This window comes from Desulfomicrobium macestii (genome assembly GCF_014873765.1).
Taxonomy (GTDB): domain Bacteria; phylum Desulfobacterota; class Desulfovibrionia; order Desulfovibrionales; family Desulfomicrobiaceae; genus Desulfomicrobium; species Desulfomicrobium macestii.
Map to the genome: position 1 here is coordinate 1 of NZ_JADBGG010000055.1, position 14,889 is coordinate 14,889.

The following is a 14,889-nucleotide window of genomic DNA, read 5'->3' on the forward strand; positions in this document are numbered from 1 at the left end:
GAATGCATGATTTTCTCTGAATTGATTACGGCCAGGATGACGGCGATGTCAATTTTTGGCTCTGACGTCGGAAGGAATTTTTCAACATGCTGCTAAACCTTTGACCGCTGGCCAGGGCGTCATGCATGAAGTCAATGGACCAACATACATTCGCGCACGGCGGAACCGCCAGTGGTTGAGGGTTTCGCGAGGGCAGGCGCTTTTTGCCTTTGCGCCGGAGGTTCATCTTCAAAAGACAATATACCCGGTAGACGCGTTTATGGTTCCAGCGAAAACCGTGTCTGCGCAATACAGCGAACAGCTTGCCGAAACCGTAACGAGGATACCGGTCGGCCAGTCCCAGAAGCGCTTCAATGATCGGCGAATCATCTCTCGGTTTGGGCTCATACCGGTACACTGTCCGGCTAAGGCCCAGCGCAGCGCATGCCTGCCGTTCACTGAGGCCATGCTCGCCGTGCATGTAATCCGCTAAATCGCGCTTCTCGGCTGGCCTCAGAGCTTTTTTGCGATGACGTCCTTCAATGCCTCGTTTTCGAGACTGAGATTGGCGAACATGCGCTTGAGCTTGCTGTTCTCTTCTTCAAGCTCTTTGAGCCTGCGGATATCAGAGGCTTCCATGCCGCCGAACTTGGCCTTCCACTGGTAGTAGGTGGCCTGGCTAACGCCGTGTTCGCGGCAAATATCGGCAACCTTGCGACCGCCATCCGCTTCCTTCAAAATCCGAATGATCTGGCTCTCCGAAAATCGAGATTTCTTCATCTTGCCCTCCGTGAGGCAATCTTTACCAGAAATCTCTATTTTTCAATGGCCCGGTTTTACGGGAAGGCTACAGTAGTAGGCGTTTAGTTTAGCTTACTGGTCTTTCTGGTCCATTATTGATGTCTCCTGCGGCCTCATTACTTTTTCTAACCTAAAATTGCGAATGCTGCGAGAAATTTTTACACACTTACTAATAGTTCAACAGTTTACCTACAAGCACTGGTCCCTTAGCAACTTGATCAGTAGCCCCTAACACATTAAATTCGTCCAAAACAATTTTCATTGATTCTTTTAAAATCTCTTTTGAAATATCAACTTTTGGTAATTGCGCAAGATTGCTCTCTATATTCATCGCACCACCTACAAGCTTTATACTAACAACCATTGCAACATAAAATTTAATGTTTGTTATAATCTTCCTTTCTAACTGAATATCGCAATTTTCAGGCTTTAAAAAAAACTCAACTGATTTCATTATTTGGATTGTTTTTAAATATATATCTATAGATTTATCCAAGCTAAATATTTTTTTATACTCTGTGTCAGAATTTATTAACGTTGAAGGTCTTGCTCTAGCGCTATCTGGTTTTAATAATGTTATAGCCATCATAGATTGCGCCATATATGGTATACTTATTATTTTAGCTACCGGCATGCCTTGATTTTTATAATAGTTTTTCTTTCTGTCGTAATAAAATCCGTTAGCTTTTAAAAAATCTTCAATATTTCTATGAATATCATCAGAGCTTCTCAATGATGCTGGTGGAATTGAAGTCTGGCTATTGGTTGCTCGAATAATTCTATCTCTTGCTTCCTCATTCTCTTCACAAATAACTCTCACAAGCACAGCTCTGTCGTCGCCTTCATGATTTTCTAATTGCGAAAAATGCTGATATATTTCATGCGATGTTTGCAATCCGTTAACTATCTGAGGATCTTCTATAGTAAGTTGCTTTCCAGCCATAACTGCTTTAGGAGTTATGATTGTTACACCATTATTCAAATACCAAAAATTTTCTGATTCCTTATTTTCAAGCGTTTTTCTTATGCCTGTATTCACAACAACACTTCCTTGATAGTCCCTTACATTCGATTCAAAAATGCTGCGTGCTAATGAGCCAAAATCTGATATAAACTCATAGTATTTTGACAAGCTAACTAGGCAAAGATAACTTCCTGCAGTTGTTCCAATCGGCGACTCATCAACTTCAAGCACCCTTGAAGTTGATGGTACATTTCTAGTCATTTCAAGAAGTTCAGCTGCGCCTACGAACTCAAATGAAAACTGAGCACCACCGAACATTTTAATGATATCTTCTTGGAGCTTCGAAACTTTCCCCTGAACATTCGGATGAACTTCAGCGCCTTGAGTAGTGTAAAAATAACGGATTTCAATCTTTGGGAATGCCCTTGCAAGTTTTGAATATGCATCTCTGAATAGTTTTACCTTATCGATCAATTCAGCATTATATCTTTTTGAAAAGTTGTCTGGATTGTTTGCTAAATTAAAAAGGTCTTGAGCAGACTCACGGAACTTAATAATAGCATCTTCTTTAAATGACGTGGAAGTTTTCGATTGAATTATAATCAATTCTATGTGATTTTTTTTCTGATTAGAGTTTACTAAAGTATCTTCCTTTAACAGTTCACCATTGATAAAAGTATAAATTGAGTCGACACCCCCATCTCCGCCATCACCGACAATGCCGTAAGTAATATCGTCATAACTCAGGTCATAATTTTTCAATATTTCCGAAGCTGAATATATTTCGAAATATTCCGACAGTGAAATCTCATCATTAGATTCCGCGCATCGCTCTTTTATAATTTGAGCAAGAATTATTTGGTCATTTGTCATTTTAGCTATCTCAATTCCTTATTCGTAATTTTTAACAAAATCAGTGTCAGAAGTTAAATTTAAATTACTACAACTTTTCAATTTTACTTTCTAACTTTAAAATAGTGCAAATGTCAGAACGATAAATTGTGCTCAATTTAGCCGAATTCACAGGAAGCAAAGGGTCAGGTCTGTTTTTGACGAAAGCTTCTTGCCCCCCTAATATTTTTGCAGCGTTTCCCTTCTCAACTCCCCTGCTTCTTTCTCTGTAAGGATACCTGCCGATCTCCACTGCTCAATTGTTTCAAGGTCACGTTTGAGGTCAGCTTTCAAGGGCCCTGCTGGATGGGAAGAAGTTGTGGAGTGTTGGGAAGAAGCGCCTTTAGAAGCCCCGCACCGGTTTGCCTCAATGGCCTTGCGCACTGCCTCTTTTTCTCCGCGCACATTTGCCAGTTCAGCGGCTTCTATCCCGTCACCGTTGCCATACCCAATCCAAAACGCTTGCATCATGCTAGACTTTCGCCGCTGCTCTTGAGCCGTTGCCAGCTGATTCTCCCGCCGAGCCAGTGAACTCAATTCTGCGGAGAGTTGTTCGCACGTGAAATTTTGGTATTGAAGTTCTGAAGTGTAGGATCCGGATATTTGAGAAGGAGGTGTTGCCAGGTTGAAGCACCCCGTCAGGAAAAGAAAGGAAAGAACCAATGCGATGGATACTTTTTTCATGTGTGCCCTCCGTAAATACGTGAATCAATGGGCGGCCAGATAGCACAGCTAAATAGGAAAAGCAGCAAAAAAAGTTGTCATACATTTGGGCGCACTGATCCGCCCAATATGCATCTCGAATGACATGAAAAATTTGGAACCAACGCGGCTACCATCAAAGTCTACATTGGCAACCACCCCGCCGCGGCCATGGTCAGGCAAACCGGTAGCAGCACGGCTGCAAACAGGATCATGCGTTTGCGCGACTTCCGTGCGCACTCCTTGCAGTGACGTTGATCGTCGTTCATCAAATTCAATCCACATTTCGGACATGCGAGTATTGTCATAGAGCCCCCTTTTTTTTGGGACATCTCTAGCAAACCTATGCAATCCGTTAAATGGGTAACAATTCGAATGAGCAATAACTGAATCTACGAGTTACTACTTATTTCGAGTAGACTTGTTCTTTGTTACGCAGAGCAGGGCAAAAGAACGCAGGCTTGCCCATTTTAGCCGATAGTCGAGGCGAAATTTTCTTTCCTGCGGCCACCCCAAACCTCAATCAACCGCGCACTTCGTAGATAGCTATGCGCACTTTCTGCTGCCAGAAACCCCTTCAGATACCCAAAAACTCTTGTGTCATACAGCTCGCATGGGCTATGGCACTGAAAATTTTGTTGCGGACAGCGAAGACGCATGAACTCTTACAAATTCATGCTCGTCAACAATGCTGATCCAAATTTCACAGGATTTATCACAAGGCGCGTCCTGTACCTATAGGGTGTTGCCGAACTTTGGTTTTGAAATCAAACACTGCGACAATGGAAATAAAACACCGCTACGCGCTCGATCAAAATGACCAACTCATTGACGTTGACGACTTAGAACGCTCGTCAGTTCCGGCAGGGATGGTATTCAAATGTATTGGTTGCGGTGGAGACCAAGTTGCCTGCCTCGGCAAGATCAGACAAAAATATTTTAAGCATAAGAACACTACGCTCACCTGCGCTGACGAGACATACTTGCACCAACTCGCCAAGCGAGTATTTTATGCAGAATACATAAAGTGCCTTGAAACAAAAAAACCGTTTTATTTGTCCATCCCTGAAGATGTTGTTTGCAAACATTGCGAACAACAATACAAATTTACATGCAGTCACATGATCAACGTCGACCATGATTTAACAAAATATTTTGACAAAATATATCTTGAAAAGCATCACAATGGATTTATTGCTGACGTACTTTTGCAGTCAGAGAGGAACGGAATTCTTTTTGTAGAATTCGCTGTTACCCATAGATGTGAAGAAGAGAAACTAAACAGCGGAATACGAATTCTTGAATATACAATATCTGAAGAATTTGACATTAATTCTATAAAGGCTCACAAATTTAGATCCAATGATTATAAAATTCAATTACATAATTTCAGATCACGCGCTCAAAAACAATCTATCCACAATAAAAACTGTAAACAATTAATAAACGTATTTCTTATATCAAACAATCAGAAAGCTATTCTTCATGAAATTAAAGCAAATATTGACATGAAGAGCCAAATTCGAGGCAATCCACCTTATGTTGAGGTACTGGGTATAAAATATGGAAACAAACAAGCCCAAACACTACTGTTCATAAAAAAAGTTAGAGAAGCGAATTTCAACAAAATACCTATCAAAAACTGCTACCTATGCAAATTTCACGGAATTAATGGTGTTGATAACGCAGTTTTTTGTAAACTTAAAAAATTACCTACGCCATCAAATGCCGCAGCTGATTGCGGGAAATACTCTCCAATGAAGAGCATGGAAGAGTGCGTAGCTTTGGACGCCAAAAACGAAGAAGCGGCAAGGAAATTCAAACCGCGCAATATGATGCGCAGACGATCTTCATGGTCACAAAATTATTGACTCATCCGCCCTTGGCGTCGCATCCATTTCGCCATCATCAGCTGAAAAATAAGGACAATTCATGATTACTGGCGAAATCAAATCCAAGGTCGACCGCATTTGGGATACGATGTGGTCTGGCGGTATTTCCAACCCGCTTTCGGTCATCGAGCAGTTAACCTATCTGCTTTTTATCAAACGCCTCGACGAGCTGCACACTCTCAAGGAGCGTAAGGCCGCGCGAACCGGCAAGCCTATCGAAGAGCCGATTTTTTCGGCGGATCAGGACGCATTGCGCTGGTCGCGTTTCAAGGAGACGGCCCCGGAATCCATGTACGAGATGGTGCGTGACCAGGTCTTTCCCTTCATCAAAATCTTGGGGCAGAACGGCAATGCGGATGGCGAAGGCGATTCGACCTATACCCACCACATGAAGGACGCCATGTTCATGATGCCGACGCCCCGCGTGCTGGCCAACGTGGTGGACCAACTCGACAGCATCGACATGGCGGACAGCGACACCAAGGGCGACCTTTACGAATACATGCTTGGCAAGATCGCCACCGCCGGACAAAACGGCCAATTCCGCACCCCGCGCCACATCATCAAGCTGATGGTGGACATGACCGCCCCCACGCCCAAGGACAAAATTTGTGACCCTGCCTGCGGCACGGCGGGATTTCTCATCGCCGCCTCGGAATATATGGTCGCCCACCACAGCGACACTATTTACAAGGATGCTGAAGCCCGGCGTCGCTTCAACGAAGGCACTTTCCACGGTTACGACTTCGATTCCACCATGCTGCGCATCGGCAGCATGAACATGCTCCTGCACGGCGTTGAGAACCCGGACATCCGCTACAAGGATTCCCTGGCCCAGGCCGATGAGGACGATGCAGAAAAATACTCCCTCATTCTGGCCAACCCACCGTTTGCCGGCAGCCTGGATTACGAGTCCACCGCCAAAGACCTGCAGCAGATCGTCAAGACCAAGAAGACGGAGCTCCTTTTCATGGCTCTCTTCCTGCGTCTGCTCCAGACCGGCGGCCGGGCCGCCGTCATCGTGCCTGACGGCGTGCTCTTTGGCTCATCCAAGGCACACAAAGCCCTGCGCGAAATCCTGGTCGAAAATCAAAAGCTCGACGCTATCATCTCCATGCCTTCAGGCGTGTTCAGGCCTTACGCTGGCGTGTCCACAGCCATCGTACTTTTCACCAAGACCAACTCCGGCGGTACAGACAACGTCTGGTTTTACGACATGCAGGCGGATGGCTTTTCACTGGACGACAAACGCACCCTACAACCCGACAAGACCGACCTGCCGGACATTCTGGCCCGCTGGCTAAACCGTAAGGGGGAGGCAGAGCGTGCGCGTACAGAGCGCAGCTTCCTCGTGCCTAAGAATGAAATCGCAGGTAACGACTATGACCTATCCATTAACCGCTACAAGGAAGTGGAGCACGAGACTGTCGAGCATGACTCACCGAAGGTAATTTTGACTCGACTGGCAACACTGGAACAGGAGATTGCCGAGGGGCGGATGCTACTGGAGGAGTTGTTGGGATGAGTACTTTTGTGCCACTTCACAAAGTTGCGGAAGTCAATCCACGGCTCAAAGCAGGCAGTCTGCCACTCGACGCTCCTGTGTCATTCATTCCGATGTCTGCAGTATCTGAACTGACAAAAAGAATTGTTTCTGCTGATGCCCGAAGCTACGCTGAAGTCAAAACTGGTTATACATATTTTGAAGAAGGCGACGTTATTGTCGCTAAAATTACACCATGTTTTGAAAATGGTAAAATGGCCTTAGCTTATAATTTACCACATTCCATAGCTTTCGGATCAACTGAATTTCATGTGTTTCGGGCCGGAGAAAAAATTTTAAATTCGTATCTTTTTCATTTTTTACAATCACCTAAAGTCCAAACAAACGGCGCAGCACAAATGAAAGGCGCTGCTGGACAGAAACGAGTTCCAGCGGATTATTACAAAACACTCCAAATCCCCCTCCCCCCCCTTCCCGAACAAAAGCGGATTGCGGCGATTCTGGATGCAGCGGACTCCATGCGGGCCAAACGCCGCGAGTCCTTGCACCAGCTTGATCTACTCCTTCAATCCACCTTTCTCGATATGTTTGGGGATACGGTGACCAATTCGAAGGGGTGGAAACTTGTCTCAATGGAATCCATCGTCGGCGGATCATTTCGGAACGGTTTATCCGCCTCGACACATGGCACAATTGAAGGCAAAGTTTTAACACTTTCCTCTATTACTTCAGGGAGATTTGATGGCTCATTTTGGAAGTCAGTTAAATTTGATCGTCAACCATCAGAAAATCAAATGCTTTCATCTGACACATTTTTAATCTGTAGGGGAAATGGCAATAAAGCCATGGTTGGAATTGGTGTCTTTCCAACTAATTCAAATAGCGAAATAACTTTTCCGGATACAATAATTGCTTCAACTCCAGATAAAAGTAAAATTTTACCTGCCTACCTCCAACATATTTGGGCTTCTCAGATGGTACGCAGTCAAATTATCGCAGGAGCTCGCACTACTAATGGAACATACAAAATTAATCAAAGCGTTCTTAGTGGTATCAAGTTTCCTCTCCCACCCATTGACCTCCAACGCAGCTTCGCCACCATCGTCGAAGCCGTCGAGAAACAAAAAGACCGATTACGCGCCCATCTGGCCGAGTTAGATACGCTCTTCGCCTCCCTGCAACACCGGGCCTTCAACGGAGAACTATAAGCCATGAGCAACTTTGCCTTCCTGCCTGTCGAATTCCACACCATTGCGGAGTCCGCATCCAAGGCGGAAGGCTATATTCTGAGCGATCCGCGTTCAGCCTGCTTCCAGGCCCGTTTTACTCTGGAAGCAATCATCCACTGGCTGTACCGGTACGATTCCAGCCTGCGCATGCCTTACGACCAAACGCTCGGCGCCCTGCTGCACGAGCCCTGCTTGCAGAACCTGCTGCCCGAGGCGGTGTTCCAGAAGGCGCGAATCATCCAAAAAATGGGCAACCAGGCCGTGCACAACTCCCGCCCGGTGAGCCAGCAGGACGCCATGCAGGTGGTCAGGGAACTGCATCATTGCTGCTATTGGCTGGTGCGGACCTATACGCCAAACGCTTCGCGCGATGGCGCGGCCTGGCAAGAGAGCCGCGTACCCCAGCCTGTCAGCGGGGCCGATGTGGTTCCGCGCGCAAAACTTGAAGAGCTCGAAAAGCAACTGGCCGAACAGAACGAGGCCGCCCTCAAGCGCCAACAGGAACGCGACTCCTTGGATGCCGAGCTGCAGACCGTGCGTGAGCAGTTGGCCCGGATCCGCGCCGCCAGTCAGCAGCAGCCTGACCCTCACGACTATTCCGAGGCCCAGACCCGCCAGTATCTCATTGATGTGGACATGCGCCGTGCCGGCTGGCCTCTGGATCGCAAGCAGGACAGGGAATACGAGGTTTGCGGCATGCCCAACGTCCAGAACGTCGGTTTTGCCGACTACGTGCTCTGGGGCGATGACGGCAAACCGCTGGGCGTGGTCGAGGCCAAAAGGAGCACAGGCGACCCGGCCGTAGGCCAGCAGCAGGCCAAACTATACGCTGACTGTCTGGAAAAAATGCACGGTCAGCGGCCAATCATTTTTTACACCAACGGTTACAAAACCTGGATGTGGGACGACACCGCCTACCCGGCACGCCGGGTGGCCGGATTCCTCAAGAAGGACGAGCTGGCCCGCCTGATCTTGCGCCGTACCCAGCGCCAGCCTTTGGATGTCGCCCAGGTCAAGGATGCCATTGTCGAGCGCTACTACCAGAAGCGGGCCATCGGCAGCATTTTCGGACAATTCACCACGGCCCGGCGCAAGGCGCTCCTGGTCATGGCCACGGGCACGGGCAAAACCCGCACCGCCATCGCCCTGGTGGACGTACTGCAACGGGCAGGATGGGTGAAACGAGCGCTGTTTCTGGCAGACCGCATTTCCCTGGTGAATCAGACCACAAATGCCTTCAAAGCCCATTTGCCCGAATCCAGTCCCGTGAACCTTGTCACCGAAAAGGGCACCGAGGGCCGGGTTTATGTAAGCACCTACCCGACCATGATGGGCCTCATCAATGAAACCAAGGGCACCGAGGCCCGCTTCGGAGTCGGCCATTTCGACCTGGTGATCATCGACGAAGCCCACCGCTCAGTGTACCAGAAGTATGGTGCGATCTTCCGCTATTTTGATTCGCTCCTCGTCGGCCTGACCGCTACTCCGCGCGAAGAGGTGGACAAAAACACCTACGAACTTTTCGATCTGGAACCTGGCGTGCCAACCGATGCCTACGAACTAACCATGGCCGTAGCAGACGGCTTTTTGGTGCCCCCACGCGTACAGCAGGTTGATTTGAAATTTCCGCGCGAGGGTATCGACTACAGCTCGCTCAGCAGCGAGGAAAAGGAGCAGTGGGAGTCCTTGGACTGGGGCGACAACGTCGACGAGAATGGCTTGCCCAACCGCGTCAACGCCGCTTCCATCAACAACTGGCTCTTCAACAAGGATACGGTCGACAAGGTGCTCCAGCACCTCATGCAGCACGGGCACACCGTCGCAGGCGGGGACAGACTGGCCAAGACCATCATCTTCGCTCGCAACCACGAGCATGCGAAATTCATCGAAGAGCGCTTCAATCACCATTACCCACACCATGCAGGGCACTTCGCCCGCATCATCGACAATTACGCCAAGTACCCCCAGAGCCTGCTCGATGACTTTTCCCAAAAGGACAAGGCGCCGCATATTGCCATATCCGTAGATATGCTCGACACCGGCATAGACGTGCCCGAGGTAGCCAACCTGGTGTTTTTCAAGCCGGTCTATTCCAAGATCAAATTCTGGCAGATGATCGGGCGCGGCACTCGCCTGTGCCCGGGACTGTTTGGACCGGATGCGGACAAGGAAGATTTTCGCGTATTCGACTTCTGTTTCAATTTTGATTTCTTCCGCCAAAATCCGGACGGCATCAAAACCGGCGGCACCCCCCCGCTGGGCACGCGCCTCTTCCAGGCCCGTGTCCAACTGCTCTGCCATGTCCAGAAGAACCCGGACCTGGATCCGGACGCCGCCCTGCACACGTCACTCGCTGATGCCCTGCACCGGGAAGTGGCGTCCATGGTGAAAGAAAACTTCATCGTACGCATGCATCTGCAGGCAGTCGAACGCTTCCAGAATCGCGATGCCTGGAAAGACTTAACCGGATCCGACCACGCAACCCTGCATCGGGAAGTGGCGGGCCTGCCCAACCAGTTGGAAGAAGAAAGCATCGAGCCCCGCCTGTTCGACCTGACCATCCTGCGTATGCAGTTGGCCCTGGTCGAAGACGATCCTCAGACATTCGAACACCGCCGCAAAAGGGTGATCGAGATTGCAAGCCTCCTGGAAGAAAAGACCGCCATCCCTGCGGTGGCCGCTCAACTTGAGTACCTATCCGCCGTTCAGGACACCGTGTTTTGGGACGGGATGAACCTGGCGATGCTGGAGGATATGCGCCTGCGCCTGCGTGAACTGGTGGCCTTTCTCGACAAAAAGACCCGCACGCTCGTGTACACCGATTTCAAGGACGAGGTCACGGGCGTGACGGATGGCGAGCTCATCCCCATGCCCAAGATGACGGGCTTGCAGTATGAGAAGAAGGTCAAGGACTACCTACGCAACCACCTGGACAACATTGTGATCCATCGCCTGCGTACCAACCAGCCCCTCACGCCCCTAGATCTGCAGGGTCTTGAGGACGCATTGGAGGAAATAGGCAACGGCGACGGCCAAACGCTCCTCTCCGGCCTTCTGGTCCGAAGCGGCGCGCCTTCGTTGGCGTATTTCGTGCGCAGCCTCGTGGGCATGGACCGCGCAGCCGCGCAGGCCGCTTTTTCCGAATTCCTCTCCGACCGCAGCATGACCGACCAACAAATCCGCTTCATCGAAATGATCATCGACCAGCTCACAGCCAGAGGCGTAATGACCGCCGACGCCCTGTATGAACCCCCATTCAGCAACCTGCACGCAGGCGGACCGGATGAACTATTTGCAGGCAAGGAAAAAATTATTGAGGGGATTTTTGAGAAGCTGGATGAGGTGAATTCTGAATTTAGAATGAGTTTTGGTTGAATAATAAAGTTAATACCATATGTAATTTTTCTAATTTTTTTGGAGTGTTGATTTATGGAATCATTTCGAGAAGATGTAGCTTTTTTAGAATTGAAAAAAAGAACATTTGAAATAAATTCATATAGCGATCCTATAAATGAGGCAAATACAAGGCTTAAAATTATTGATGTAATTATATTTGATGTTCTGCTTTGGAAAAAATCATCTGTAGATGTTGAAAAATATTGTCGAGCTGAAGGTTATGCAGATTATGTATTTTATATTAATAAAAAACCAGTGCTAGTGTTGGAGGCAAAAAAATCTGGTGCTACATTTGCGTTGCCTGTAAGAAAATTTGAAAATAGACCTTATTTGTTTGGTATACTGGCGAGTGAATCTAAGTCAGCAGCAGCTGCTTTGCAGCAAGCCATTGGATATGCTGCAACTCTTGGCGCTAGATACGTTGCAATATCTAATGGATTACAGTGGTTTTTTACTGTGACTTTTGTTCCAGATCAAGATCTTGATCAGCGACTTGTTTATGTGTTTGAATCCTTTGACGCAATCTGTAGTCGATTTTCTAAATTTTGTAACTGCTTTAGTGAAGCAGGTTTGATGCTCAATGCAGTTTGCTCCGAATTGAATGACAATTTGAAACAGCCAGCTCCAGCAAAACCGTCAAGTCGCATACATGGTTACCCTGCACCTGCTTCTCGTAATATATTTCAGAATGAACTTTCTTATATCCTTGATTATGTCTGGCAGGTCATGTCCCAAGATGAGGGAACAATTCAATTTGTTGAACATTGTTATGTGAGTCCAGATACTCATGGTGACGTTATGTCTTTAGTTCGTAACTTATTAGAGAAGCGAAAAAAAGAGGACGAAATCTTAAGATCAGTCGAAGTTTGTACTATTGATAAACTTCCGCATAAAATGGCGCATTTGCCTTCAGAGAGACCTTTTGTTGTACTTGGTGAGATTGGTAGGGGTAAATCTTCATTTCTAAAATATCTCAGATTTGTTGCTGCAAAAGAATCTTTGTCTAATTATATTCAAATTGAATTAAATTTTTTAGATCGTCCAGATAATGCAATTGATATCCCATTATTTATATACGAAGAAATTTATAGGCAACTCCATGAAAATTATGAGATAAATATATATGACAACAATTTTGTTCGAGGAGTATTAAATCTCGAAATTAAAAATCTTACAAATACTTTAGAAGGAAAATATTACGAAGAAGATGATAGACTTTACAAAGAATTTGAACTCAAAAAAATTCAAGAGTGGGTTTCAGATAAACATACGTATTTAGCAAAAGTATTCCATCATTTAAAAAGAGGTCGACTTAAGTCAATTGCACTATTTCTTGATAATTTAGATCGACGACACACGGATTTGCAAGAGACTGCATTTCTTAAAGCGTCTGCTATGGCCCGAGACTGGGCAAGTATGGTGTTTATATGTCTTCGCCCAGAGACATTTTACAGATCGCAGCAAGCAGGTGTAATGGATACTATTGCGCCAATAACGTTTACAGTGGGGCAACCAGACATATCACTCGTCTTGAAAAGACGATTTGCTTATGCAAAAGCAATAGCTGAAGGTAGTCAATTTGAGAGCACCCCAAGTTTTCGAGCAGTTCCTGGCAGAGAAATATGTCTCGATTTGCCAAGGGTTGCTAAGATATTCGAATCGTGTGAATTCGCAGCAAGAAAAAAATATGGAATAATTCCAGTTCTTGAAGCTGTTTCAAATGGTAATATCAGGCAACTATTAGAGCTTGCACGCCGAATAATATCAAGTGGTCATTTAGATACAAAAAAGATTATAGGCAAAATTGAAGAATCTGGAAGTTATGCCATACCTGATTTTGAAGGTATAAAGACTTTGTTATTTGGGGATTATATGCATTTCGATGCAGAAAAATCTCAATTTATTAATTTGTTTGACATTCGTCATGCAGACCCAAGCGAACATTTTGTTAGACTTTCTGTATTGAGTTATCTTTCGAAGATCCCTATCGATGCAGATTATTATCTTGGTTATATCGATGAGTCGACAATTTATGATTATTTATCATCTCTTGGCTATTCAAGGTCTGTTTCTGAATATACGATCAGATATTTAGCTGAAAAAAATTGTATTAGATATTTTATGATGAATGGTGAAAAAACTAGATATGATAATAGAGTTAGAATTACGCCTCTTGGGAGATTTCATTTGTTTTCTTTAATTCATACATTTCAGTATTTAGATGCTATAATAATTGATACACCAATTTTAGATGCAATTAGTTGGGATATTTTTTCTGATTCGGACATTATTAAAAGGTTGCTTAGAACTGAGAAATTTTTATTCTATTTGGATTCTAAGTCTATATATATCCAAGATCCTGTTCTGAATTCTGAGTGGAAAGAAATTATTGAAACGGCAAAAAAGAATATTAAAGAAATTAGAGATCGAATTTAATATACTTAAATCAAGTCATTGTGAGATTATTAGTCTATCCGACGAAGAATTATCCGTCACACTCCCATGACCTTGGCCACGTCCGTTGTCAGATCCCAGTCCGGGTCCTTGAACAGGAAACACCCAGTTCAACCACGGCCTAACCTCTACCTCTGCCCAGCACAGTCGACGAGCAACTCGGCTAAGTCTATCGTTCAGACCCGAAGCAACACATTGACCACTTGGTGATTCATGGCACCTGACCAAGACACTGATATCGTTTCCTCCGGCGTGGTCCACTTGTGGGTCAACCCGCCGAGCACTCCTACACCACTTACCTGTCGTGCCGTGCGTTTTGCGGTTGGTACACCCGACGCGGCGAGTACAAACTCATGGCGTGTTTGGACGCGCCGAGATGATGCATACATCGCGTGTAGGGACAACTTCCGAGAGTTCAAAGTCAGCTTGCATGCTTCAGGTAAGTGGCGGCTGGGCTTCACATCTACAGCAATTGAAGTACGCCCTGACCTCATTGCTACAGGGAGTGATCGAGCGTGGCACAAATGGACACCAGATTTTTCCGATCCGACAAGGGCAATCATTGCATTTCAGTTGCTGGTACCTGCAGAAGGTCTCTACTTGACGAGAGACCAGCGCGGTGCTTGGCCGCCTTCAGTAGTTTTCGTCGAGCCACTGGGGGTAGCTAACCATGTGACAATTGTCTCGGTGGTCGTAGTGCCAGGCAAAGAACACCTACAGGACAAAGGTGCGCTACTCGCAGTGCTGCCATTAGGAGCGCACCGAACAGTGCAGGTCTTCGGGTCATACCAGTCAGACGAGTATATTCGACCAATGCTGTTAAAGGGGCATGAGAAGGCGCGCAGGTTCAACGGTCAGGTGCTACCAAAGACTGGCGTAATCATGTTGATCGGCATTCGACCGGAGGGGATACCTTGGCTATCCGCCTTGCCAGCGTGATTGGAACACAGTCTATTACAGGATTCTTACGACATGCCTCCACTGTTGATCAGCACCCCTATGAAGCCAAAACGTCGGCACCCTAATGGAGCCAGTTCATCGGCACCCTTAATGGAGCCACTTGGTGTGCACCCCTAA

Annotated in this window: 8 protein-coding genes and 1 pseudogene; 5 read left to right on the top strand and 4 right to left on the bottom strand. The window is 46.6% G+C overall.

The window, feature by feature from the left end:
• Positions 1-90 precede the first annotated feature (90 nt).
• The 4 genes and pseudogenes from H4684_RS19580 to H4684_RS19595 all read right to left on the bottom strand — a co-directional run.
• A pseudogene (locus H4684_RS19580) lies at positions 91-759 on the bottom strand (transposase); the annotation flags it as partial.
• Between the two features lie 190 nt (positions 760-949).
• Positions 950-2,617, bottom strand: coding sequence for an AIPR family protein (locus H4684_RS19585; protein WP_225940573.1), 1,668 nt, complete (start codon positions 2,615-2,617; stop codon positions 950-952).
• A gap of 198 nt (positions 2,618-2,815) precedes the next feature.
• A complete protein-coding gene (locus H4684_RS19590; RefSeq protein WP_192625037.1) occupies positions 2,816-3,319 on the bottom strand; it encodes a hypothetical protein in 504 nt (167 codons plus the stop codon).
• Positions 3,320-3,367: 48 nt separating this feature from the next.
• Positions 3,368-3,622 carry a hypothetical protein gene (locus H4684_RS19595; RefSeq protein ID WP_192625038.1) on the bottom strand — a complete coding sequence of 85 codons (255 nt, stop codon included), beginning with the start codon at positions 3,620-3,622 and terminating at the stop codon, positions 3,368-3,370.
• A gap of 698 nt (positions 3,623-4,320) precedes the next feature.
• On the opposite strand from H4684_RS19595, the gene H4684_RS19600 reads away from it, so the two are divergent.
• From H4684_RS19600 to H4684_RS19620, 5 genes are all read left to right on the top strand, one after another.
• The gene (locus H4684_RS19600) at positions 4,321-5,208 is read left to right on the top strand and encodes a hypothetical protein (protein WP_192625039.1); all 888 of its coding nucleotides are present in this window, start codon (positions 4,321-4,323) and stop codon (positions 5,206-5,208) included.
• Between the two features lie 61 nt (positions 5,209-5,269).
• Positions 5,270-6,754, top strand: a complete 1,485-nt coding sequence (locus tag H4684_RS19605; protein ID WP_192625040.1) for a type I restriction-modification system subunit M — start codon at positions 5,270-5,272, stop codon at positions 6,752-6,754.
• Complete coding sequence (locus H4684_RS19610) at positions 6,751-7,941, top strand: restriction endonuclease subunit S (RefSeq protein ID WP_192625041.1); 1,191 nt, start codon at positions 6,751-6,753, stop codon at positions 7,939-7,941. The genes H4684_RS19605 and H4684_RS19610 overlap by 4 nt, the downstream gene beginning before the upstream one ends.
• Positions 7,942-7,944: 3 nt before the next feature.
• The gene (locus H4684_RS19615) at positions 7,945-11,337 is read left to right on the top strand and encodes a DEAD/DEAH box helicase family protein (protein ID WP_192625042.1); all 3,393 of its coding nucleotides are present in this window, start codon (positions 7,945-7,947) and stop codon (positions 11,335-11,337) included.
• A gap of 54 nt (positions 11,338-11,391) precedes the next feature.
• The gene (locus tag H4684_RS19620; protein WP_192625043.1) at positions 11,392-13,794 is read left to right on the top strand and encodes a hypothetical protein; all 2,403 of its coding nucleotides are present in this window, start codon (positions 11,392-11,394) and stop codon (positions 13,792-13,794) included.
• The last annotated feature ends 1,095 nt before the right edge of the window (positions 13,795-14,889 follow it).